Source organism: Shewanella sp. 0m-8, assembly GCF_052977265.1.
The window spans coordinates 1-24,635 of the sequence record NZ_JBRIMB010000065.1 but is presented as its reverse complement, the minus strand read 5'-3'; the positions used below and the strand labels follow the sequence as shown (position 1 = coordinate 24,635).

At 45.1% G+C, this 24,635-nt stretch carries 20 protein-coding genes; 8 read left to right on the top strand and 12 right to left on the bottom strand.

The window, feature by feature from the left end; translation table 11 throughout:
- Positions 1–789: 789 nt before the first annotated feature.
- A complete protein-coding gene (locus ACVBIO_RS20180; protein ID WP_447169629.1) occupies positions 790–2,322 on the top strand; it encodes a leucyl aminopeptidase in 1,533 nt (510 codons plus the stop codon).
- 146 nt (positions 2,323–2,468) lie between these two features.
- Here the strand turns inward: ACVBIO_RS20180 and ACVBIO_RS20175 are convergent, their stop codons facing one another.
- From ACVBIO_RS20175 to ACVBIO_RS20160, 4 genes are all read right to left on the bottom strand, one after another.
- Complete coding sequence (locus tag ACVBIO_RS20175) at positions 2,469–5,636, bottom strand: efflux RND transporter permease subunit (RefSeq protein WP_447173292.1); 3,168 nt, start codon at positions 5,634–5,636, stop codon at positions 2,469–2,471.
- Positions 5,637–5,647: 11 nt separating this feature from the next.
- A complete protein-coding gene (locus ACVBIO_RS20170; RefSeq protein ID WP_447173291.1) occupies positions 5,648–6,766 on the bottom strand; it encodes an efflux RND transporter periplasmic adaptor subunit in 1,119 nt (372 codons plus the stop codon).
- Positions 6,763–8,181: a TolC family protein gene (locus ACVBIO_RS20165; protein WP_447173290.1), complete on the bottom strand. Its 1,419-nt coding sequence runs from the start codon at positions 8,179–8,181 to the stop codon at positions 6,763–6,765. Before ACVBIO_RS20165 ends, ACVBIO_RS20170 begins: the two co-directional genes overlap by 4 nt.
- Before the next feature lie 114 nt (positions 8,182–8,295).
- Positions 8,296–8,709 carry a hypothetical protein gene (locus ACVBIO_RS20160; RefSeq protein WP_447173289.1) on the bottom strand — a complete coding sequence of 138 codons (414 nt, stop codon included), beginning with the start codon at positions 8,707–8,709 and terminating at the stop codon, positions 8,296–8,298.
- A 335-nt stretch (positions 8,710–9,044) separates the two neighbouring features.
- Here ACVBIO_RS20160 and ric point away from each other — a divergent pair, with 335 nt between their 5' ends.
- Positions 9,045–9,782, top strand: coding sequence for an iron-sulfur cluster repair di-iron protein (gene ric / locus ACVBIO_RS20155; protein ID WP_447173288.1), 738 nt, complete (start codon positions 9,045–9,047; stop codon positions 9,780–9,782).
- A 74-nt stretch (positions 9,783–9,856) separates the two neighbouring features.
- On the opposite strand, the gene ACVBIO_RS20150 is transcribed toward ric, so the two are convergent.
- The 7 genes from ACVBIO_RS20150 to ACVBIO_RS20120 all read right to left on the bottom strand — a co-directional run bounded on the left by ACVBIO_RS20150 (position 9,857) and on the right by ACVBIO_RS20120 (position 15,007).
- Positions 9,857–10,321 (bottom strand): Sbal_3080 family lipoprotein, encoded by a 465-nt coding sequence (locus tag ACVBIO_RS20150; protein ID WP_447173287.1) that lies wholly within the window; start codon positions 10,319–10,321, stop codon positions 9,857–9,859.
- Positions 10,322–10,425: 104 nt separating this feature from the next.
- Positions 10,426–11,148 carry an HAD-IA family hydrolase gene (locus tag ACVBIO_RS20145; protein WP_447173286.1) on the bottom strand — a complete coding sequence of 241 codons (723 nt, stop codon included), beginning with the start codon at positions 11,146–11,148 and terminating at the stop codon, positions 10,426–10,428.
- Positions 11,145–12,044, bottom strand: coding sequence for a tyrosine recombinase XerC (gene xerC, locus ACVBIO_RS20140; RefSeq protein ID WP_447173285.1), 900 nt, complete (start codon positions 12,042–12,044; stop codon positions 11,145–11,147). Before xerC ends, ACVBIO_RS20145 begins: the two co-directional genes overlap by 4 nt.
- A gap of 12 nt (positions 12,045–12,056) precedes the next feature.
- The gene (locus tag ACVBIO_RS20135; protein ID WP_447162549.1) at positions 12,057–12,689 is read right to left on the bottom strand and encodes a DUF484 family protein; all 633 of its coding nucleotides are present in this window, start codon (positions 12,687–12,689) and stop codon (positions 12,057–12,059) included.
- Positions 12,686–13,513, bottom strand: a complete 828-nt coding sequence (gene dapF, locus ACVBIO_RS20130; protein ID WP_447162550.1) for a diaminopimelate epimerase — start codon at positions 13,511–13,513, stop codon at positions 12,686–12,688. The genes ACVBIO_RS20135 and dapF overlap by 4 nt, the downstream gene beginning before the upstream one ends.
- Before the next feature lie 67 nt (positions 13,514–13,580).
- On the bottom strand, positions 13,581–14,825 hold the full coding sequence (lysA, locus tag ACVBIO_RS20125; RefSeq protein ID WP_447164356.1) for a diaminopimelate decarboxylase: 1,245 nt from the start codon (positions 14,823–14,825) through the stop codon (positions 13,581–13,583).
- Positions 14,826–14,830: 5 nt separating this feature from the next.
- Entirely contained in the window at positions 14,831–15,007 is a 177-nt protein-coding gene (locus ACVBIO_RS20120; RefSeq protein ID WP_447162552.1) for a hypothetical protein, read from the bottom strand.
- Between the two features lie 410 nt (positions 15,008–15,417).
- Between ACVBIO_RS20120 and cyaY the strand changes: the two genes are divergently transcribed.
- Entirely contained in the window at positions 15,418–15,747 is a 330-nt protein-coding gene (cyaY, locus tag ACVBIO_RS20115) for an iron donor protein CyaY (RefSeq protein WP_447162553.1), read from the top strand.
- Positions 15,748–15,814: 67 nt separating this feature from the next.
- On the opposite strand, the gene ACVBIO_RS20110 is transcribed toward cyaY, so the two are convergent.
- A complete protein-coding gene (locus ACVBIO_RS20110; protein ID WP_447164355.1) occupies positions 15,815–18,238 on the bottom strand; it encodes a class I adenylate cyclase in 2,424 nt (807 codons plus the stop codon).
- Between the two features lie 198 nt (positions 18,239–18,436).
- Between ACVBIO_RS20110 and hemC the strand changes: the two genes are divergently transcribed.
- From hemC to ACVBIO_RS20085, 5 genes are all read left to right on the top strand, one after another.
- A complete protein-coding gene (gene hemC, locus ACVBIO_RS20105; protein ID WP_447164354.1) occupies positions 18,437–19,369 on the top strand; it encodes a hydroxymethylbilane synthase in 933 nt (310 codons plus the stop codon).
- 11 nt (positions 19,370–19,380) lie between these two features.
- Positions 19,381–20,112 carry a uroporphyrinogen-III synthase gene (locus ACVBIO_RS20100; RefSeq protein WP_447162556.1) on the top strand — a complete coding sequence of 244 codons (732 nt, stop codon included), beginning with the start codon at positions 19,381–19,383 and terminating at the stop codon, positions 20,110–20,112.
- Between the two features lie 65 nt (positions 20,113–20,177).
- Positions 20,178–21,326 carry a uroporphyrinogen-III C-methyltransferase gene (locus ACVBIO_RS20095; protein WP_447162557.1) on the top strand — a complete coding sequence of 383 codons (1,149 nt, stop codon included), beginning with the start codon at positions 20,178–20,180 and terminating at the stop codon, positions 21,324–21,326.
- Positions 21,326–22,495: a heme biosynthesis HemY N-terminal domain-containing protein gene (locus ACVBIO_RS20090; protein ID WP_447162558.1), complete on the top strand. Its 1,170-nt coding sequence runs from the start codon at positions 21,326–21,328 to the stop codon at positions 22,493–22,495. Before ACVBIO_RS20095 ends, ACVBIO_RS20090 begins: the two co-directional genes overlap by 1 nt.
- Before the next feature lie 278 nt (positions 22,496–22,773).
- The coding region (locus tag ACVBIO_RS20085) for a retention module-containing protein (RefSeq protein ID WP_447173284.1) at positions 22,774–24,635 on the top strand (1,862 nt) is incomplete at its 3' end.

The window sequence follows — 24,635 nt, the reverse complement described above, 5'->3', positions numbered from 1 at the left end:
ACCGAATGCCATGAATGTTCCTTATTATTTTGCCTATCTCATTATTTCTGTTTATCTTTTTGTGGGGATTCGTCAGAATCAGAGTTATAATTAATGACACTTAACGACTACATCGACAGCGATAATAATTAACAATCTGTTACATGGGCGGCAAACTACCACTACAGCAAAATGAAAACAACAGCAAAAACAACAACAAAACATCACAAGCAGAAACATAGAATTCACAAGGTACTACTTTTGACTGATAATGATTATTAATTAGATAATGCGTCCTTAACATCTTACTTTTTTAGCGTTTCCATCTGAAAAATCCCGATAATTACCCTTCTGCCGTAAAAAACAGCAGTCGTCTAGGATCTTGCAATACTTACCTAAGGCCTAGCTGATTAATGCTCAACTTTAGATCTACAGAATCAGCAAATAACTTCAGCAGCATTTTCATATTTATTATGTGAGCCCAAATAGTGGAACAACATTGCCTGCGTTTATAGCCATCTACTCCACGGTATAATTTTATAAATCTTCTATAGAAATCATTGAAATAAATTTCAGCACGGTCTTTTCTTTCAGCTTCGGCTAATTTTTACCTTGTAGACTCGCAAACCATGTGACAATTCCTAACAAGTTTTAACTTAGTTGTTAATTCAAAAAATGATAAATTGCACAGCCTTCTGCGATTAACGCAAGAAAGTGCCAATAAAAACAATAACGACAACTACAACAAAAAGAAGCTGCGACGCCTTTGGCAAAACCCGATCGCAGAACTAAATCCCGATAGAGGACATTATGCTAACCAAGAAAACCCTGCTAACCAGTGCATTAAGCTTAAGCCTGTTAACTAGCTATTCAGCTCACGCCGAAACCTTTTCTTTTGTAGAGAAACCAGCAAACAATATCGACACCTTAGTCGTCTTCCAAGCAGGCGAAAATGCATCAAGCGCCCTTACCAAGCTAGATAAACAATCAAAGCAGCAAATTAGCAATGCCTTGGCACTGCAAGAATTTACTGGCGAAAAGAAGCAAATCGTTGAGATTTTAATGCCTACGGGGATTAATGCTAAACGCCTTGTGGTAATAGGTGTAGGTGATGAAGCAGAGCTAACCCCAGGTGAAGTCAATAAGCTTGGCGCAGAAATTACTGCCCACTTTAGCGGTATTAAAACCGATAACATCCAGCTACTGACATCAGGGATCTCTGATGCTAGCAGCAATGCGAGCTTTGGTGCACAACTGGCTCACGGTATTAACCTGCGCGCTTACAAGTTCGATAAATACTTTTCAGACAAGAAGCCCGCTGAGAAGAATTACACCATTGCCGTCAGCAAGCCAAAAGATGCAGACAAGCAATACGCCCAACTTGCAGCAATTGAGCAAGGCGTGTTTCTAGCCCGCGACCTCACCTCAGAAACACCTACTGAGATGACGCCCGTTGATTTTGCCAATGCGGCAAAAGAGCTTAAAAAGCTTGGCGTAAAAGTCACAGTACTTGAGCCGAAGAAAATCGAAAAACTTGGTATGGGTGCGCTGCACGCTGTTGGCCGCGGCTCTTTAGAAGGAGCCCGCTTAGTGGTTGCTCACTGGCAAGGCAATGACGATGCGCCTATCGCACTGGTTGGTAAAGGCATCACCTTTGACTCGGGCGGCTACAACATTAAAGCCTCAGGCGACTCTATCTCGCGTATGAAGTCAGACATGGCGGGTGCCGCTGCTGTACTGGGCGCCATAAAAGCGATGGCACTGCAAAAAGCAGATGTGAACGTGGTAGCCGTTATGCCTCTGGCAGCCAACATGGTGTCTGAGACCGCACTTGCTCCAGGTGATGTATTAATGACAGCAGAAGGCTTAAGCGTTGAAGTGCTTAATACTGATGCTGAAGGCCGCTTAATCCTTGCTGACGGCATGTGGTACGCCCGCGAATACTATCAACCACAGGTAATGGTAGACGTTGCTACGCTAACGGGCTCTAAGGTACGTGCGCTAGGTAAACGCTACACAGCAGTATTTAGTGATGACGACACCTTAGTCGATGAACTGAGCTTCTCTGGTCAAGCCGTAGATGAAAAACTATGGCGCTTACCGCTAGCTTATGAAGACTTACTTAAAAGTCCGATTGCAGACCTAAAAAATGCCGGTTATGGCGGCCCAGGTGCCACGACTGCTGCGGTATTCTTACAGCAGTTTACCGGCGATACTAAGTGGGCTCACTTAGATATTGCTGGCAGCGCATTAGCGGCAAAAGATGTGGGTGTTACTCCAGCAGGCGGTACAGGCCACGGCGTACGTTTACTAAGTAACTGGCTTATGACTCAAAGCAAGTAATTGCTATAAGTTAGGAATTAGCTCTAGATATGGTTCTAGACTGAATTCTAAATTTAGCTTTAAAGCGAATAGAAAAAGCCCTGCAACTGCAGGGCTTTTGTTTTTCACGCTTTGGTAAAACTAACTAGCACTTGTTAAACATTAGCTTAAACAGGCGCTTGCTCAAGTTTTTCAGCATTGGCTCGCTTATTCTCACTCTTGCGATGCTCACCGCGCTGGTGTGCCATACGGTACAGAATAGGCAATACAAACAGAGTTAATAACGTCGATGAGATAATACCGCCAATTACCACTGTGGCAATGGGGCGCTGCACTTCTGCACCTGTACCAATATTCAGCGCCATAGGCACAAAGCCAAGCCCTGCCACTAAGGCCGTCATCAGTACTGGGCGCAGTCTTATTAATGCACCATCAATAATCGCTGTCATCAGCTCGCCCTTTTCTTGGTAGAGCTGACGAATAAAGCTAAGCAACACTAAGCCATTAAGCACCGCTACACCCGAGAGCGCAATAAAGCCCACGCCTGCCGAGATCGACAATGGCATGTCTCGTAACCAAAGTGAAATGACCCCGCCTGTTAGCGCTAATGGAATGCCCGTAAAGATAATCAAGGCATCTTTGACCGAACTAAAGGCCATCACCAACAAGCCCAGAATAAGCGCCAGCGTTAATGGCACTACAATCGATAAGCGCTGACTTGCCGATTCAAGCTGCTCAAAGGTGCCGCCATATTCCAGCCAGTAACCGGCAGGGATATCCACTTGCTCGGCAATTTGCTGTCTAGCTTCACTGACAAAGGTGCCCAAGTCGCGACCACGGACGTTAGCAGTGACTACAATGCGACGCTTACCGTTTTCACGGCTGATCTGGTTAGGCGATGGCGCAATATCTAACGTCGCCACTTCAGATAACGGTACATATTTCCCAGATGGCAACATGATTGGCAGCTCGTGCAAGTGCTCAACGTCTTTGCGGATCAATTCTGGTAAACGCACCACGATTTTAAAGCGGCGATCGCCCTCAAAGATAAGTCCTGCTTGCTCGCCACCAATAGCGGTAGCAACAAAGTCCTGTAACTCATCAACCGTTAAACCAAAACGTGCTAACGCCATGCGATCAGGCTGGATCGATAGCATTGGCAAACCCGTTACTTGCTCAACTTGCAGATCGGCAACGCCATCGATCTTTTCTAGCACTTCATGGATCGCGTTAGCTGAAGCTAATAACTGATCGAGATCATCGCCAACAACCTTAATACCCAGATCGGCACGCACTCCCGAGATCAATTCATTAAAGCGCATTTCGATCGGCTGAGTTAGCTCAAAGTTATTTCCCGGCTGCCCAGAAACCGCAGCAACGATATCTGCCGCCAAAGCGTCATGACTCATCTTAGGATTAGGCCATTCATTACGCGGCTTTAGCATAATAAAGGTGTCGGCGATATTTGGCGGCATAGGATCATTTGCCACCTCTGGCGTACCGATCTTAGAAAATACATTTAACACCTGTGGGAAGTGTTTGATGCGATCTTCTAGTAAGATCTGCATATCAACGGATTGCTCCAGCCCAGTCCCCGGAATACGGATAGCTTGCAACAAGATATCTTCTTCATTGAGCTGTGGGATAAACTCAGAGCCTAGGGTTGTTGCCAGCCAAATAGAGAAACCAACTAATGCCATAGCCGCGCCAAGCACTAACCAGCGTAGCTTCATCGCACCGATTAACAGAGGCTTGTATAGCGACTTAGTGGCGGTAATGACACGGCTCTCTTTTTCGCTCACTTTACCCGTCATAAACAGAGCAACTGCTGCAGGCACCAGTGTTAACGACAAGACTAATGCTGCTAACAGTGCCATCACCACGGTTGCCGCCATTGGGTGGAACATCTTGCCTTCTACGCCTGTAAGGCTAAATAGCGGGATATACACCACGGTAATAATCAGCACGCCAAACAAGCTTGGGCGGATCACCTCATTGGTGGCTTCAAACACTAACTGCAAACGTTGTTTACGTGGCAATACATGACCACCATTTTGCGCTTGCGCCTGACCCAGCCTGCGAATCGCGTTTTCAACAATAATCACTGCGCCATCGACAATCAGACCAAAATCGAGTGCACCAAGGCTCATCAGGTTAGCCGAAACGCCCGCTTGTACCATGCCCGTCATCGTTGCCAACATCGCCAGCGGAATAACCGCCGCGGTAATGAGTGCCGCTCTAGCGTTACCCAGTAGAATAAACAGCACCACGATAACCAACAACGCGCCTTCTACTAGGTTTTTCTGTACCGTGTATACCGCTTTGTCCACCAAAGTGGTGCGATCGTAAACCGCTTCAACTTTAATGCCATCAGGTAGCGATGCTTTAATATCTTCAAGCTTGGCGGCTACTGCGAGTGATACCTGACGTGAGTTTTCACCCACCAACATCATGGCACTACCGAGTACCGTTTCTTTGCCGTCACGGGTTGCAGCGCCGGTGCGCAGCGCCTTACCGATGCCAACTTCTGCAACATCAGCTATAAAGATTGGTGCGCTATCAATATGCTTAATCACCACTTGCTCAATATCGCTAATGCTCTTTAGCTGCGCAGCAGATCGCACTGTCAGTTGCTGGCCATCTCGCTCAATAAAACCAGCACCACGATTGCTATTACTGCTTTGCAGCGCCAGCTTAATATCGACAAATGACACACCGTATTGCAGCATATTGGTTGGCAATGGCGTGATGTGGTACTCCTTGTCATAACCACCAATAGTGTTGATCTCGGTAACACCAGGCACCTGTGCCAGCTGAGGTTTAATGATCCAATCTTGGATCTCTCTTAATGCTGTCGCGTCAAATTCACGGCCATCAGCTTGTTTAGCATTAGGCAGCGCTTCGATGGTGTACATGTAGATCTCACCGAGCCCGGTCGAGATCGGCCCCATCTCAGGTTCAATCTCGGCGGGTAACTTACCCTTGATCGCGTTTAAGCGCTCATTAATCAAGTTACGTGCAAAGTACAGATCTGTGCCCTCATCAAACACTACGGTCACTTGCGATAAACCATAGCGCGATAGCGAGCGGGTGTAAGATAACTGCGGGATCCCCATCAGCGCATTTTCGATCGGATAGGTAATTCGTTGCTCGGTTTCTTGCGGTGAATAACCTTCTGCTCGGGTACTTATTTGTACCTGCACATTGGTAATATCCGGCACCGCATCAATCGGTAATTTTTGATAACTCCACAGCCCCACTGCGACTAACAGCATGGCTAGGAACATCATCATCCAGCGTCTATTTATCGCAAGACGCAATACTGACTCAATCATTGACGTCTCCTTTAGTGAACGTGGGCTGCGCTTGATTTCTCAAGATCGGCTTTTAATAGAAAACTATTGTCTATCGCGTATTCTTCACCGCCCTCAAGACCAGACAACACTTCACTCATTTGGCTATCGCTTTGACCAAGTGTTACCACACGCTTTTCAAAACCCTCTTCATTGCGGATAAACACTACTTGCTGGCCTTCTGACTCCTGCAGTGCGCGGTTATCTATCGTTAACGTCACCGCTTGTTTACTCAGCGTCAGTTTGCCTGATAACAAAGCCCCTACCGCCCATTGGCCGCTGCTGTTATCGAGTGGCGCACGAGCGAGCTTAATGTTGTCACCGTTTGTTGAATTGAGTAGATATTGGATACTCGAAGCCGCTGTTAGCTGCTGAGCAGAAATGCTAAGCGCCTGCCCAACAGCAACCTTGCTTAGTTGGCCAGGGAAGATTTGATACTGCGCCCAAAGCTGACTGTCATCGATAATGGTCAGCAGCACATTATCAGTGGCCATTTCGCCAGTATTAGCAGTGCGGCTCACCACCACTCCGGAGATCGGCGCCTTAATCGAGTAGCGTTTTAAGCTAGAGTTTGACTCGACTTCAGCTACCACTTGCCCGGCTTTAACGCTATCGCCAACGGTTACATTCATGCGGGTGATTAAGCCTGCAAAACGGGCGCGGATTTCACTGCTGGCCGCCTCTGGCACTACTGCACGGCCATATACCGTCAATGTTTGTTTGATATCGCCCGCTGCAGCAAGCTCTGTCGCAATACCCGAGGCTACAATTTGCTCGGCGCTGATATGAACTCTGCCCTCTTCATGCTCGTCGTGACCGTGCTCATCACCATGCTCATCATCGTGACCACTATGTTCGTCTTGATGACCGTCATTATGGCCATGTTCATCGCTATGCTCATCACCATGGCTATCATGCTCGTCTTGATGCTGATTGGTGTGCGCTGTTTGCTCTTGATGCGCAACTTCATGTTTATGCTCAGGCTCATGGCCATTTACAGGCTCATGGCTGTGTTCAGCTGAAGCGTTAACAGTGCTGCTAATCATCAATGCAACTGCAGCAACAACAGCAAGGTGAACTGAGGAGAATTTATTTAATAAGGTCGCGTTCATTTGGTTTGTCCTGTAGCAGCATTAGAAACATTAGCTGCGTTAGAAAAGTCAGCAGTCTTGGAAAAATCATTGAAGAAGGTATGTTGAGAAGCAGGTAATGGCTCAGCAATCAGCTGCTCAATATCGACGCCATAACGCAATGCAGAGGCCGCTGCATCAATTAACGCACGGCGAGCAAATAGCAGTTCTTCTCGGGCAGTTAAATAATCAAGATAGCTGTAAAGCCCCTGTTCATAGGCTTGTTTGGTATCTTCAAGGGCTGAGGTTAAGGTGGGGATCACGCTTGCCTGTAGGCGGTTAACAGTCATTATCGCTTGTTTACGGCTGGCATAAGCACGATACAGTTGGCCATATAACTCTAAAAGTGCCACTTCTCTGTTGGCGAGTACTTGCTCTTTTGCGGCTTGTGCCGAAAGCACGGCACCAGTGTTACGCTCACCATTAAACAGCGGCATACTAAAACCGGCGGTCAATGCCATATCATTAGTTTGCTGAAATTGCTTTACACCAACCGACCAGCTGATATCGCTGCTAGACTGGGTTTTAGCAAAGCGTAACTCGGCCTCTTTAAGCTGTGCCTGAGTTAAAAAAGCGGTAATAGCTGGGCTATATTTCACTTTCTCAAATAAAGGCTCAAGTGCGACATCATCAGTAAAAGCGAACAAACTGCCCTGTAATGAAACAAAATTTACCCTAGACTCGCCCCACATCATGCTTAACGCTAATTTGGCGTAATCGAGTTGCTGTAGCTGAGTTTCTGCAACCAGTCTGGCATTAAATACCGCCGCTTGGGCGCGCTTTACTTCGGCCTCTGGTGTTACAGCTGCTTGAGCGCGCTTAGCTACAACCGCTTGTGTTTCTTCTGCAAGCTGTAATGAATCAACAGCAAGTTGCAGTTGCGACTGCGCCGCCAATACATCGATATAACGACGTGTCGCTTCAGCTAATAAGTTTAATGCGGTAATTTTTTGTTCGGCATCTAATACAGCGCGCTGCTCACTAACAATACCGCTGCGAGCATCTAACTTGTCACCAAGCTCAATGACAGAAGACAGAGATACGCTAAACTCGGCGCTATCAATTCCTTGGAACTCACCGCTGCCCACGAGATTGTCGGCATCAAAGCCGATTTCAAAGCCTGGAGTCAACGCTTGAGTTTGCGCTGCGCCATCAAGCGCTTGCTGCCTAAACTTAAACACTTTCAGTGATGGATGCTGTTGTTGAACCCGTTCAATCACAACCGGTAAAGAAAGCGTATTAGATTGTTCTGCATTACCGTTAGAGTCGGCTGTAGCCGCAATAACTGAGGTTGCGGATATCAGAGCAATAAGCGCCAAGGTGCAATAAAGCCCTCGCCAAACACAAAACATGCCAATTTTAGTGACAGATTTTGCGCAATAAGTATTATGAAACATCGGAGATTAAGCCTCGATTTAATACAAAAATACAGAGCTGTGAGTTAAACCTACAAGAGGCCCAACAGCTCTTTAGCAAGCTTGTAAAAGCTCGCTAAATGAATAAAGTTTTGATTAAACGATTAAGGCTTTAGGGGGGCGCAGGAAAGCGAAATAAGGGGACTCAATAGAAGTAGAGCAAAAAGCAAAAATGTGGCTATTAGGGCTTGCTGTCACTGATTTTAACGCAGTGATAGGGTGCATTAAGGTCATGCAACATGAGCAGCAGTTATTGCTACACTCAGCGCAGTCATCTTCTACATGACTTGCTGTTTCAACTTCATCACATTGTGATGTGTTATTTACAGTGCCGTTCGTATGCTCAGCCACATAGGTGACTTCACTGCCACAATCATCATGAGCAGAAGTACAATCATCAGCCATAGTTACCATGGATTGCATCGTTAAAATCACGATCAACAGCATCCGCCCCAACTTAGCTGGAGAGGTGATGAATATTGCTCGGATAAAACTCGATAAGCTCGACATTAGGCCGCAGCATTACCTTTGTTTTTAATAACGTACATAACTGACTTTATCGCACACTCGTATCACTTTGATTCTGGCTAGTTTAAATTAATCAAAATTAAAACACTATGTGTTTACAAATCTTAATCGGCTCTGTGTATAAAAAACTTCCGAAAACATCGATGAGACCACATCTATAGCAATAAACCTTGGCTTGGGACTTCTACCTAGATCGAGCTAAATTATACCTCAAAGTGTGATTACCCGAGCATTTTACTCAAGTAATAATTGAACACGCCAAAAGATGCAAATAATATGCACGTATATTTCAAACTAAACTTGCCTTGGATCTGCCAATGACTAAATCAAACACACTTCACTCGAACGATCTTCAATCTAAAGAAAGCCTACTTGCCTCTCGTGTAGGAGAATTAGTCGCTAACGATTTTCGCACTGCCCATTTGTTTAGCCAGCATGGTATCGATTTTTGTTGTGGTGGCGGTATTTCATTAGCCCGAGCAATTACACGCTTTGATGCTGATGAAACAGCGCTTCTCGATGCATTAATGGCGTTAGACACTGAAGGCGAGAAGCAGCAAGGTCTAGAGCAATTAGCTTTACCCGATCTGCTCAATTACATTGAATCGACTCATCACACTTTTGTAAGAGAGAAAGCGCCTTTACTGGTAGAGTACAGCCAAAAAATGGTGCGTGCCCACGGTGAAAATCATGACGAGATAAAGCCTCTAGCAGGTTGGATCCGTGCATTAGTCGATGACTTAATGCCTCACCTGATGAAAGAAGAACAGATATTATTCCCTGCAATTTTAGGGCTACATAACCAAGTTGAGATGCAAAACTGCTTTGGTCATATCGGCAATCCAATTAATGCTATGCAGTATGAGCACGATGATGCACAGCAGATCTTTGAAAAGATCCGCGAGCTAACAAATAACTTTACCCCACCAGCGCACGCCTGCACCACTTGGCGCGTATGTTACGCCAGCTTGGCAGAATTCGAAGCGGACTTAAAACAGCATATTAATATTGAGAACAACGTTTTGTTCCTCAAAGCGCTTGCGCTAACCGCTTGAGTCATCGAACTGATGGTTAGCGTATAAAGGCTGACCCATAAAAATAAGAGGCTCACATCAGTGAGCCTTTTCTATTAAATAGCAGTTTGTTGCAACGGAGACCAATTTACTGAAGCTTGCTTTTGCTGAATAAGCTGCTCAATCAGCTCACGTATTTTAGGTTCAGCATCAATAAACTTATTCATATTCGCGCCACCATTGCGCGCATCATAAATAGCCTCACCGTCTAACCGGCCATCATGAAACACCTTAATTTCTGCGTAAACCATATATAATGCAAGATCCCAACGCCAATTAGCGGTATAAGTCGCTGTCCACTCACATTGCTGACTTGCATCTAACTGTTCAACAATGCGGTATTTAATTTGCTTCTCTGCTAGAATTTTTTCCATCTCTTGCAGAAAACCCTCTCGTACATCGGGGTTCTTCTGAATACAAACTTCAGCATTATTATTCACGTGTACCGGATCAACTCGCTGTTTGATTGAACAGGCGCTGGTTAATAGTAGAATTGACACTGCAACAAATAGTTTTTTCATGATAATCCTTATCTAGTATAAAACTCTGTTTATTCTTAATTTTTTAAGAAATATGAGCATATCAAGATAAAGGAAGATAGCAAGACGTCAGCAAGTCGCTTGCATTAGACCTTAATAAGAACTCTCAATTGCAGCACAGACGCGATTTCAATATGTGGCAGTTGCCTGTTGGCGATCGATTTCTCTGTAACGCCGAAGCCCGGGTTAAGCCATACAGCCTGACAACCGGCTTTCCTGGCGCCATCAACATCGCTTTTAGCGCTGTCGCCCACATGCAAAATACGCGATAAAGGTAGCGCTAATTTATCCGCCGCATGGGTAAACATATCGCTCGACGGCTTTTGCTTAAAGCCATGGCCGGGGTGCAGTACAAACTCAAATACCCCATCTAAACCAACGCGCTGATGATCAACATTGCCGTTAGTTATGCCAATTAATCGGTAACGGGCTTTAAGCGCATTGAGTAACTCAACCACCTCACTTGATACCTTGAAGTGACTACGATGCATCACAAAGTGCGCGAGCCCTGCTTGAGCCCCTGCTGTTGCCGTCTTAGCATCATAACCTAGCTCTAGCAGGCCACGCTCTAACATTAGCAGTCTTGCTAGCGTAGTATCATGTCGCAGCTTAGGAGACTCCTTAAACAAGGCGAGTTTGAGCTTGTGCCAATCAGCAAGCTGCCACAGCTTCGATTTAGGCCACTGCTGATGTAAAAATGCTTGCAGCGCGGATTCGGCCTGACGAATGATTGGGCGATTATCGTAAAGCGTATCGTCTAAGTCGAAGCTAATCGCGTCAAAGGCTTGTGGGCGAATAAAGATCTTCATGATCGGTTGCCTCTTTTTTTCGCTCTTGGGTGTGCACTGTCGTACACCTTAGCTAGATGCTGAAAATCGAGACTGGTATAAACCTGAGTCGTCGACAAGTTTGCATGACCTAACAGCTCTTGCACTGCACGCAGATCGGCACTGGATTCGAGCATATGGGTAGCAAACGAGTGACGTAATTTATGCGGGTGTACCTTAATGCCTATGGCTTGCTCTTGCCCCCACTTAGCCAAACGAGCCTGAATACTACGGTGAGCTAAACGTTTGCCTTTAGCGGTAACAAACAGGGCATCGTCTTCACAAGCGATGTCACGCTTAACCGCTAACCACTGAGTAATCGCGGCTAATGCCAACTTGCCTATGGGTACTATCCGCTCTTTACTGCCCTTACCTAACACTTTGACTTGCGCCTGTGAAAATTGAATATCGGCTGCATTAAGCGCAGCGAGCTCAGCAAGACGTAAACCCGACGAGTAAAATAGCTCCATTATGGCTTTATCGCGAAAACTTAACGGATCGTTAGCGTCGATATCAAGCAGGTGCGATATCGAGTCGACATCCATATTTTTTGGCAAAGGCTTGCCTTGCTTGGGTGCAGTAAGGCTTACAGCTGGGTTAACCTTTAACTGCTGTTCCCTAAGTAAAAAACCATAGAACTGTTTTAAAGAGGAGAGGGTTAACGATAAGGAACGCGGATTTAGACCCTTGCGGTGTAATTTAGCTAAAATCGCCTGTAAGGAGTCATGTTGCTGTGACAACCATGACTCCGTATCGTTAAATAGCTTCTCGACTCGCTTTAGCTCAAACAGGTAGTTACGCACTGTATAAGCCGAAACTTGACGCTCGGTGCGTAAGTAACGTTCAAACCCGCTCAACCAAGCTGAATTATCAGCCATAAAGCCTCGCTATTAGATTTTAGTCAGCTGGTGATCAAGTAACTGTTTAAGCTGAGACAGCAGAAGGTGGTCCATCTCAGGATGAAAGTGGCTAGGATCGTGGCTAGCAATCGCAAAAATAACCTGACCGCATTCTTTAGATAATCGAGACAGTGCGACCGAACCCACCTCGGTTCCAAATAGACGCTTTGACTCTTCATTAGTCAGGCGGCCAAAATAGTAACCAGAGCTGAGGCGTTTGCTCCAGATCTGCGATAGCTCGCTATCGATGTCATGCACGGTGATCAGCCTGACATGACTGAACTGAAACTGCTCTTTTAACCCATTAGACAAGACTTGCCGTAGATCGCCCATATCTTCACATTTTAGCAGTTGCATAGATAATGCACTGTTAAACATGTAGATCTGCTCATTACGTGATGCCATCGCTAGCAAAGCGGTGATCTCTTCTTCTAACTGAGCGACTCGTTGGCGTAACATCTCTTGCTTGCGCTCGACTAATGACACCGCCCCGCGCTCAACATGGGGAATTCGCATCGCTAGTAATAACTCTGGATAGCGGCTGAAAAAATCTGGGTTATCCAATAAGTATTCGCGGATGAGAATTTCATCGAAGGGAGGGGCCTTGTTCGAGTTATCTATCATTGTGCGATCTGCCCGTCATAAACATGCTCAGCAGGCCCTGTCATCCATAAAGGCTTGCCCTCGCCGTCCCAGTTAATCGTTAAACTGCCGCCAGGCAAGTCCACATGCACGTTGCGATCAAGTTTACCTTGCTCAATACCCACAACTACCGCCGCACAGGCTCCTGTTCCGCAAGCTAATGTTTCACCTGCGCCACGCTCATAAACTCTGAGCTTAATATGACCTGAGTTCACCACCTGCATAAAGCCAACATTCACACCTTTTGGAAAGCGCTCATGATTTGTCAACTCGGCGCCAATGGTATCGACATCGGCTGCGGCCACATCGTCAACTTCAATCACGCAATGGGGGTTACCCATAGACACTGCGCCACAAAGATAGGTGCCGCTCGATGCCAAAAGCAGATAGGTTTTCTCAACTTTCTTGGCGGTAAAAGGAATTTTGCTCGGCTCAAGTACGGGTATGCCCATATTAACCGTTACTTTACCGTCACGCTCAAGACGCAAAGTGATTTTACCCGAAGAGGTGCTCACGCGAATTTTGTGTTTGTGGGTCAAACCTTTATTACGCACAAAGCGTGCAAAACAACGGGCACCGTTGCCACACTGTTCAACTTCGCTGCCATCAGCATTAAAGATGCGATAATGAAAATCTAAATCGGGATCGTACGGAGGCTCAACCAGCAGTAACTGATCAAAACCAACGCCAAAATTCCGATCGGCTAAGCGCTTAATTTGATCTGGGGAGAAAAACACATTTTGTGTCACTCCATCAACGACCATAAAATCATTGCCTAACCCATGCATCTTAGTGAATTGGATCAAGGTGGACATCCTTAAAAAGTATCTGTAGCGCATGCTGTGGCATCCACTACATTAGTATTATTCTAGTTTACGGCAGGATCTGCTCACCTTGCCATAATTGAGCTAATTTTTCTCGCTCTCGAATCACATAAGCTTTGTCTGCATCCACCATCAGTTCTGCGGCACGTGGACGAGTATTGTAATTAGACGACATGGTAAAGCCGTAGGCTCCCGATGAGCGAATAGCCAAATAATCACCTGCGAGTATATTAAGCTGACGGTCTTTGCCTAAGAAGTCTCCCGTTTCACAAACCGGCCCAACAACGTCATAGCTTTGCGTCTCACCCGCACGTTCAATCACCGGGATAATCTTCTGCCATGCACTATAGAGAGACGGGCGAATAAGATCATTCATAGCGCCATCAACTAAGGCGAAACGTTTGTCACTGTTCTCTTTTAAGTAAAGCACTTGAGTAACAAAAATACCTGCGTTGGCAGCAATGGCTCGGCCAGGTTCAAAAATTAATTTAAGATCACGATCGCCTAATCGTTCTAATAAAGCAGCAGCGTACACATCTGGCTGAGGTGGCACTTCATCATCGTAGGTCACCCCCAGTCCACCGCCCACATCAAAGTGTTTAATGTCGATACCTTGCTCTGCTAAGCGATCGATTAACGCTAGCATACGATCCATCGCATCTAAAAACGGTTTAATTTCGGTTAACTGAGATCCGATATGGCAATCGACGCCCTTAACCTCTAGGCCTGGCAATTCATTGGCGCGGCTAAAGATAGCCTCAACCTCTTCCATTGCGATACCAAATTTATTCTCTTTTAGACCCGTAGAGATATAAGGGTGAGTACCCGCATCAACATCTGGATTCACTCGTAGTGAAACTGGCGCGACCTTGCCAAGGCGCAAAGCAACAAGATTAAGCTGCTCAAGTTCGGCTGCTGACTCGACATTAAAACAATAAATACCAAGATTCAGCGCCATCTCCATCTCTTCGACGGTTTTACCAACGCCGGAGAAAACCACTTTTGCAGGATCGCCACCGGCCTCGATGACGCGTAGCAGTTCACCGCCAGAGACAATATCAAAGCCACTGCCTAAACGTGCTAATACGTTAAGTACCGCAATGTTTGAGTTTGCCTTTACTGCATAGCAGATAAGGTGTGGATGATCGCTCACGGCATTGTCAAAGGCGTGCCAATGACGCTCTAAGGTTGCACGGGAATAAATATATAGTGGCGTTCCATGCTGCTTTGCGAGGTCGGCAACTTGGCATTGCTCCGCATAAAGCTCATCTGCTTGATATAAAAAATGATCCAATGTCTTTAGTCCTTTTTGCTTTGTTCGCTTTGCCCATGCTCTGCGTCAGACACCTGCTTATCAGTTGCCTGCTGATTAACGTCTTGCGGAGGCGCTCTAAATAACGCACTTTTCTGTCCACAACCTAAAAGCACTAGGCTACCAAGCCCTACTAGCAAAAACAGTCTCATTTTTTTCAACATCAGGTGACCCTTGTAGCAATAACACTACGGCTTGCTATACGGCGAAAATTGTAATCCTGATGTTTGCAGACAGCCCGCAATGCGTCAACCCTATAACGCATTTATATCAGGCCTTTCTTGCATAAATCCCTCGCTCAGTTAGCCATGTATTGACTAGGTTAATTAGGATAAATCACAACTTGACTGCACAAAGCGATGCTAATGCAAAATAATTCAACTTATCCCGAGTCTTTTATCTAGAGGGCAGCCCCACCAATAAGTTAGTAAAGAATTGAAAAGTAACGCATTAGCTGTATTAAATAATCGCTAGCATTACTTTGATAGTGATTAACCACACAATTAATGTGATTGGTAATCAGGCTATCGATTGGTAATATGTTTGTATTACCTAAATCTGAGGAATAATCAGCATGGCTATAACAGATTTTGAATTTCATCAATTGGTTGATGAAATATTTCAAACAATTGATAACGCGTTAGAAGTACTGATTGATGAGCAAGATGCGGATGTGGATGTGGATGGATCAGGTAATGTGCTGCAATTAGAATTTAATGGCACATCTAAGATTGTTATCAACAAACAAGAACCACTGCATGAAATTTGGTTGGCAACCCAGTTTGGCGGTTACCATTTCGCTTATGTTGACGGCAAATGGATGGATGAGCGTAATGGCAATGAGTTTATGCCTTTCGTGGTTGAGTCTATCTTCAAGCAAAGCGGCTTAAAGCTAGATATTTAACGCTTTAGTAGCAGAATGAGTCGTCATACTTCTCATTCTGCTATGTTTAACCGCCTAGTGCTCACTGCTAAAAATCGACTTCAGAAGACTCCAGCGTCACACCAAAAGGGACTGCAAGCAGCTCGCCTTTTACCCGATCTAATTTAAAAAACTGCGGCAGATTAAAATGCTCTTTTGCAAGTTGAGGATCTTCAAATGTGTGATAGTGACTCAACTTGTTCACTAACGCATTCACGTCTGTTCCCTCTTGTACATAGTGGTTTAGCTCGTTCATCTCATCTAAAATAAACACATCTAAACCTTCCTCTCTTTGGCGCAAGAAATACTGAATCGCACCTTTAGCCGCATAGTCTTGGATCACTGAAGGCACTTTGGCAAAAGGCTCGTCACCTAACGTTGGTCTGGGCAGCTCAAGTAATTTACGCTGAGATAGCTGTTGATAGAAAGATTTTGCATCACTTAAATTCTCGTAATGCATGCCACGATTATTGAAGAACAAACCGTAACGCAGCCGTCCGACCTGTAATGCATAACCTAAGGTCGTTGAGCTTTGCGCCTGACGGCTAAGTCGCACCGCTCTGTAAAGCAGGTTCTGCACAGTACGTTCTGTTTGCGATCGTAACTTGCTTGAACAGCTAATCACCTCCACCGAGACTGGCGCACTGGCCCGCTTCATACCCGGTGTCACGAACGACAAAGCATCTAAGATACTTTTTTCTCCCTCAAAATGATGACAATGCCATTCCCCCCAGCTGTTAAGGCTAATCACATCAATCGAGTCCACCATATTCAAATGCTGTCGACCAATCGAGAACACATTACTGTTCATATAGTCGACCATGATGTCTTGCCCTTGCCAACTCTCGGTAGGGTCACTATTGAAATTCAATAAAAACACCAGCTTGCTAAAATGCCACGGCTGGTAAAGTGCCATCTTAGACACTTTTGTCGATTGATTTACAATAAGTCCATCAAGCCGATGAGCCGCTTGAGTTAAGTAGGTCGATTTGCGCTTACTTTGCCTGACTTCATGCCACTGGGTTTTACTGTCTGCCACACCATTCAAACTAGCCCATACCAACAACTTAGCCTTACTTTTTGAATGGAATACTGCGCTATGCTCAAGGAAGTTTCTAGGATTAGGCGAACATCGGTAGAGGTAATATTGCTTATCTTGTTCACTATAGATAACAGATAAATGAGTCTCTAAAATCGAGTGACTCCACAGCGGATTAAGGCGCATGATCTGGTGAGCATCTTCACTAAAGTAGGTATGTAGCTTACGGGTTAGCAAGCCTAACTCTGAGATCCTTAAACTTTCACTTAATCTATGGATTGAAGCGAATTGCAGCAATGTTTGATAGCTACCTAGCATCAGTTCGTTAAGTTGCTCGTTAAACCATTGCAACTGACCACAGTGCCAATTCTCACAATTATCTAAGGTTTTCAGTAAGCTTTCAGACCAGTTCCAATCGGCAACTAATTTTTGCATTTTAAAGTAACGCCAATCGATCGCTTGATCATGCCGACTCAATTTAACGCCACATTTTAAGTAAAAACAACGCCGCGTGATTTCCAGTCGGCGGCCATCACCCCGTTTCTTTAGATAGCACTCTATCGATTCATATAGCAGATAATAAGCGTCATTAGCCGCCGAGAAATCCCCTTCTAATGTATGCTGCCAAATCCGCTCGCTCACTAACTGAGTATGGGGGTAATCACTGGCATACGCCTCCAGTAACAGCACTTTCAACAATGCTTTATGAGGCTTTTCAACCCCCTTGTAGAGCTGCCACAGCGAAGCCCCAAAATATTCACTCGCTGGCAGGGTATTGGCATCGCCTAATGAAAGTAATTGAGGAGACACTTTAGCATTGGGCCACCATGCAATAGGCTTACCCGCTAAACGAAATTGACTACGATAAAACTCTTCGAGTAGCAACCAATGTTGAGCACTACCACTGTGTTCATGCCCCATGCAATTGTATAAATCAGCCTGTTCGCCCTGCTCTCTAATAAATTGCTCTGGATGCACCAAATAGAAGTTCACTTCTAAATCAAATTTAGCGAACCACTGCGTCAATAATGCAGCTTTGCTAGCAAGTAACTCGCACTCATTTTTACTCAAAAGATCGCTATGTATTAGCCATACATCGATATCGCTTTGAGGGTTTTGGCCAAAGCTGGCTGTGCTGCCCATGCTGTAAACGCCCTCTATTTGAGGGCGTTTACTATTATTTGTGGCAGCGATATCAAGGTTGAGAGTTTCACAGGCTTCTTCAGTGTCTGAATCGGGCTGATAGTTAGCAATACCGCGAGGGGTTAGCGGTCCGTTATAACCGGGTAATTTAGGTAGGTGACTGTGGAGCAAAAAAGGGATTAAGCGAAGAAGATGGCGCTTTAAAGGCGACAATAATGCAATAGCTCTGGCATACCTGATCACATCCAATCTCTTCGCGGCATGTTCGAGTCTAACAAGCTCTTCTGGCAAATGATTAACCCTAAATCGTAGATAACTACTCACTAATGTATATGGCAATTGTACAAGCAGCAAGTAAATGCGATCAAGATCACACTTTTTACCTGTGTAGAACTGGGTAGACTTCAAAGAATCAGCAGCAGAATGTTACATCTATATGCAGGCAATGTTAGCATTGGCGCAAATAAGTTCTAAGATGGAATATCGTGCATGTCTCAAAATCTGATCCGTATCGCAACACGTAAGAGCCCTCTTGCCATGTGGCAAGCCGAATTTGTGAAAGCTGAATTGGAAAAAATCCATGAAGGTCTCACTGTTGAATTACTGCCAATGAGCACCAAAGGTGACATCATCTTAGACACACCACTTGCAAAGGTTGGTGGTAAGGGCTTATTTGTAAAAGAACTTGAAGTCGCAATGCTAGAAGGCAAAGCCGATATAGCAGTTCACTCAATGAAAGATGTGCCAGTTGAATTCCCAGAAGGTCTAGGTCTTGAAGTGATTTGTGAGCGTGAAGATCCACGCGATGCATTCGTATCAAACACTTTTAAAACAATTGAAGATCTGCCACAAGGCGCAGTAGTGGGTACCTCTAGTCTACGTCGTCAGTGCCAAATTCGTGCTGCTCGTCCAGATCTTGTTATCAAAGATCTGCGCGGTAACGTCGGAACTCGTTTAGCAAAACTAGATGCCGGTAACTACGATGCCATTATTCTTGCTGCGGCAGGCCTTAAGCGTCTAAAGCTAGAAGAAAGAATCGCTAGTTTTATTTCTGCTGAACAATCTCTACCAGCAAACGGCCAAGGCGCTGTCGGTATTGAATGTCGTACCGACGATGCCCGTGTTAAAGCGCTACTTGCACCACTTGAGCACGCTGAAACGCGTCTGCGCGTGACTGCAGAACGTGCAATGAATACTCGTCTTGAAGGCGGTTGCCAGGTACCAATTGGTGCATACGCAGAGATCGACGGTGACACGTTAAGCCTACGTGGTTTAGTGGGTAATCCAGATGGTAGTCAAATCATCACTGCCGCGTCTTCAGGCAATAAAGCCGATGCTGAAAAGCTAGGCGTTGCATTAGCAGAAGAGCTACTCGGCAAGGGTGCTAAAACCATTCTTGATGCTGTTTACGCTAACGCGTAATCATCATAAAAATGAAAGTCTTACTGACGCGTCCTGAAGGGCGCAATCAGTTGATGGCAGAGGCGTTAACTCAGCGCAACGTCTCTTATTTCATCACGCCCCTACTGAATGTTCAGCCCACTTCTAACCTCGATGCCCAGCAAATTGATATCACGCTAAAACGAGCCGATATCATCATTTTCATCAGCACTAATGCGGTTAGCTTTGCTTCTAAAACAATCAATAATCAATGGCCTGAATCGGCCCATTACCTTGCGGTTGGAGATGCTACTCATGCAGCCCTTAAGGATATAGGAATTGATGCAGAGAAAGCCCCCGAAGACTGTCAACAGACAGAAGGCTTACTCACCCTGTCCACGCTGACTCAGGTCAGTGGTAAAAATATCCTGATTGTTAGAGGCCAAGGCGGACGCGAAGATCTCGCCAACGAACTGAGTAAACGCCAAGCCCAACTGAATTACTGGGAAGTCTATAAACGCGGTTGCCCAGCGCTAGATACAAGATCCCTTTGCCAACAATGGCAAAGCTTCGGTATAGACACTATCATCATTACCAGCGGCGAAATACTCGATAACCTCATTAAAACAGTACCAAAAGAGCTATTTGCTTGGCTGCAAACTTGTCATATTATAGTGCCAAGCTCCCGAGTATATGAAAAAGCAAAAGCGTACGGCCTAGTGCAAATTAGTAATGCCACCGCCGCAAACACCAATGCAATGTTAACTGCGTTATCTCTAAAGTAATTCGCAGTTAATGTTAAGTTCATACTCGCTATTTCTGCAGCATCATAGCTTTCAAGGACTGTTAAATGGAAACCAAGAACACTGACGCCAACGCTTCAGAGCCGACTACCGAGCCAACTGCAGCAACACAGCCAGTTATCGAGGCGCAGTCAGAACCGCAAACAAATACAGACGAAAATACTGTTAATAAGCCTTCCTCTCAAAGCAAGCCGGCGCCTTGGGGTATTATCTTTACCCTCTTTTTACTATTGCTATTAGCCTTTGCTTCTATCGCTGGCGGTTACTACCTGTATCAACAGCTTCAAGCCCAAAAAGCAGAGTCTGCAGCGTTAAACCAAAAGCTTCAATCTGCACTGACGAAACCCAATCAGCGCATAGCGTCTTTAGAGCAGCAACAAAACCAATTCAAGTCTAGTGTTGACTCAACCCTGAAAAAGACACTTGAGCAGCAAACTCAGCTTGAAGAGCGCGTATCGATTATTGCTCAGCGTAATCCAAACCATTGGCGCGCCGAAGAGGCCAAATACCTGGTTAGGCTTGCAGGGCAAAAACTGTGGCTAGAAAAAGACCCTAGTACTGCTACCAGCCTGTTAAAAGCGGCAGATGAACGTATTAAGTCAATGCGTGATCCTTCACTAATGCCGCTAAGAAAAGCATTAGCTAAAGATATTGCAGTCGTTGCAGCCATTAAGAATACCGATATATCGGGCACCGTTTTAACCATAGATAACATCATAACAGGCCTAGATAAGCTGCCTTTGAATCGCGCAGAGACCCACTTCTCTGCCGAAGAGCTCAGCGATAATAAAGTCAGTGACTCGCTAGATGATTGGCAGTCTAACTTGGCTAAATCATGGCAGGCACTCATTGATGATTTCGTGATTATTCGAAAACGCACCACAGATGCAGCGCCATTACTTGAGCCTGATCAACAGTGGTATTTAGTTGAAAATATAAAGAATAAACTGCTCCAAGCTCAACTGGCCTTGTATCGCCAAGATCAGGTCAATTACCGTAATTCAATTAAGTTAGCCAGAAAATGGGTCTATCAGTACTTTGACCTTAAAGATCAACAAACAATTGATACCTTAGCCACTTTAGATGCACTGGAGACGTTGAAGATCCAAACAACGAATATAGAGCGTTTTGAAGCATCTAACCTGCTTAATCAATTAGTCACTTATGGCAACTTGATGACAGAGGAGGCGCAGTAATGGTTCGCGCTCTCGTCTACCTTATTATTATTTTACTAGGGCTTTGTATCAGCCCTTTTCTTGTTGGCAGTAAAGGCTATCTCTATCTGGCCATTGGTGATTATCAGGTCGAAACCAGTATCGTCTTCGCCATTATTGCGCTAATTATCTTTTACAGCTTGCTACAACTCGTTGAATTTGTTGTCGTATGGCTATTAAATTTAGTATTAAATAGTCGCTACCTCCCAGAAAGATGGCGTAAAAAAGCTGCACGTAAACACACATTATTAGGTGCACTAGCATTAGCTGAAGAAGATTGGCCTGCGGCAGAGAAAGCCATGGCTAAAGGGGCTGAAAAAGGTGAAATCCCAGCTTTAAATCTATTAGCTGCAGCCCGTGCAGCACATCATCAAGATAATCACCAAGCCCGTGATGAATACTTAGCAAAGGCGCAACTCGAACCCCTCGCAGTTAAAGCCGTCAGCACCACTCGGACTCGTTACTTATTACAGCAAGGCGATTTAGTCGCAGCAAGAGAGGAGTTAGATAAACTCAATCCGACCAGCAAGAGTAAGTTACCCATTCTCAAATTGGCTATTGAGCTTTATCAAGCACAACAAGATTGGCAAGCACTAAAATTACTGCTGCCAATCGTTAGTAAAAAGCACGTATTAGAAGATGATGCTTTTAACGCTTTATCGCTTAAAACGAATACGGCTTTACTCAGCCAGGCAGCTAAAGCCAATGAGCAAGAATTAGAAAAGTGCTGGCATTGGTTAACCCGTGGCGAAAGAAAGCAAGCAGAATATATTGCGCTATACGCAATAGGTTTGAGTCGTTTTGAACGTAAAGACGAAGCCGTCAAAATGTTACTCAAACAGGTAAAAGCATCGCCATCTGCATCAGTATTAAATGCGTTAGCACAAGTGCTCACGCCTAGCGACGTTGACGCTAAAAAGCAGTTATTGGCATTGGAGTCTAGCTATGAAAATAACGCCGATTACCAAGTCTGCTTAGCAAAGCTTTACCAGCAAAATCACGATTACCATCAAGCTAAGATCTGGTGGCAAAAAGCCTGTTACCTGCAAGATGACATCAGTAGCTTACATGCTCTAGCTGATGCACAGGAGCATTTAGGTGAACTTAACCGGGCGCTGCAAACCAGACGAAATGCAGCAAAGCTAATGTAACGCTTATACCTTTTTTAACTAAAGGCCGCATATTTTGCGGCCTTTTTTTATGTAGCAAAGCCCGCCAATTTACAAACTCTATTCTAAGTAATTGATAACAAGCCTATTCGCAGCATCATACGTAAATGTTGCTTAATCCTCCCCTTCCTCCTTGACTTCCCTAGATTTGACAACGGCTCAATGCAGTACAGAATTCATACTGTCAGTGCGCAAAAAAATGATTACTAAGTACTGATAATTCTTAATTTAACTCACGGATGAGAAGGTTAGAGTAACTTATGATGGATACATTCACTCCCAAGCAGGACGCCACGATTGTTAAGCTCTCTGGCTCTATAAGTGCAAAAAACAGCCAAGGCGAAATGGTTCCACTACGTGTCGGCGATACATTAAAACAAGATACAGCGCACAGTATATCAACAGGCACCACATTCACATTGCAATACAGTGATGGCACAACTGCGACCCAAGACGAATTAGCAGTTCCCCCTTCTACTAGCAACGAGAACGTACAGGCATCTGAACCAACTGAAGCTGCGCTCGATCCTGAAATCGCAGCCTTACAAGCTAAAATCCTGAGCGGTGAAGATCCGACAGAAAACTTACCTGACACAGCGGCAGGAGAGACGGCTCAAGCTGGCAATGAAGGCGGTGGCTATATTGCCGTTGGCCGAACGGGCGATGAAACTCTGGCTAATGCCGGGCATGATACTGCGGGCTTTGCGCAAGTAGAATTAACCCAGGTAGATGAATTACCTATTTTTCTAACAGAATTCGCACGGCCTCAGCTTTCAGCTCGTGCTGTGACGCTATATGAAAGGCATCTAGAACAAGGTTCAGAGCCCCAAGCGGCTTTGCTATCTCAAGCTGAAAGTGTATCTGTTAATGTTCAAGCGGGGATCCAATCTCTCAGCATTAATGGCATAGCCGTTTTTACTGATGGGAATTTTGTCGGGCCTGTATCAATCAGCACCCAATATGGTGTGTTAACTATTAGCAACTATGACGCTGTCAATTCAGTATTAACTTACAGCTACACCTTAGCTGCCACACTCGATCACTCCGATTCAGATACCTTATCCGAACTATTCCTATTGCAGCTAACTGATAATCAGGGAGTTCAAACCACAACCTTAGTCACTGCAAATGTTGTTGATGATGCCCCAAGTGGCTTAGATGACAGTAATGAAATCAGCCAAAATAATCTTGATGGTGTCACCGGCAATGTACTGCAAAACGATACCCTCGGTGCAGATTTAGCCACTGTAACTCAAGTAACCAACAGTGAAAACTCAAGCATTAACGTTGCAGGAAATACTCTAATATCGGGAGTTTATGGTTCACTAATTATTGCGGCTGACGGTAGTTATACCTATCAATTAAATAATCAGTTATCAGAGGTTCAATCTCTTGCTCAAGGCGAGCAACTCTTCGATACATTCAATTACCAACTAACCGATAGTGATAGTGACTCCGTAGTCCAAGCACTTGTTATTACTATTACAGGTGAGAATGACGCACCTGAAATCACCTCATCCCTCGAAGATGCCCTAGGTAATGTTATTGAAGCGGGTGTCCTTATCGGTGGCAATATAGCAACTGCAGGTATCCCACAAACTAGCGGTACCCTATCAGCAGATGATGTTGATAACGGAGCCCTACTCACTTGGCAATTAAATGATGACCCTGTCACTCCCTACGGGACCTTCACACTCGATGGTTCTACTGGCGAATGGTCTTTTACCTTAGATAATGAACTTACGAATAGTTTGGCTTATGGCGATACAGAAACTGAAAGCTTTACCGTAACCGTTACCGATGAATTTGGTTTATCAGATACTCAAGTCGTCACCATCACCATTACCGGTACCAACGATATTCCAGAGTTAACAGTTGGCGTGTCTGGTAGTGTGACTGAGGATATGATTGATGTCGACCCAGATAGATTGGTGGCCACCGGCATCCTGACTGCAACCGATGTCGATAACAATGACGTACTCAGCCTCGACAGCAGTTATAACGACGATATCAATTGGCAAAATGGGGCTAATGCATCACTCTCTGCCCAACAAATCAGCGATATTATCGCCAGCTTTAGCCTGGATAACGATGATATGGGCTGGACCTACGATATCGATAA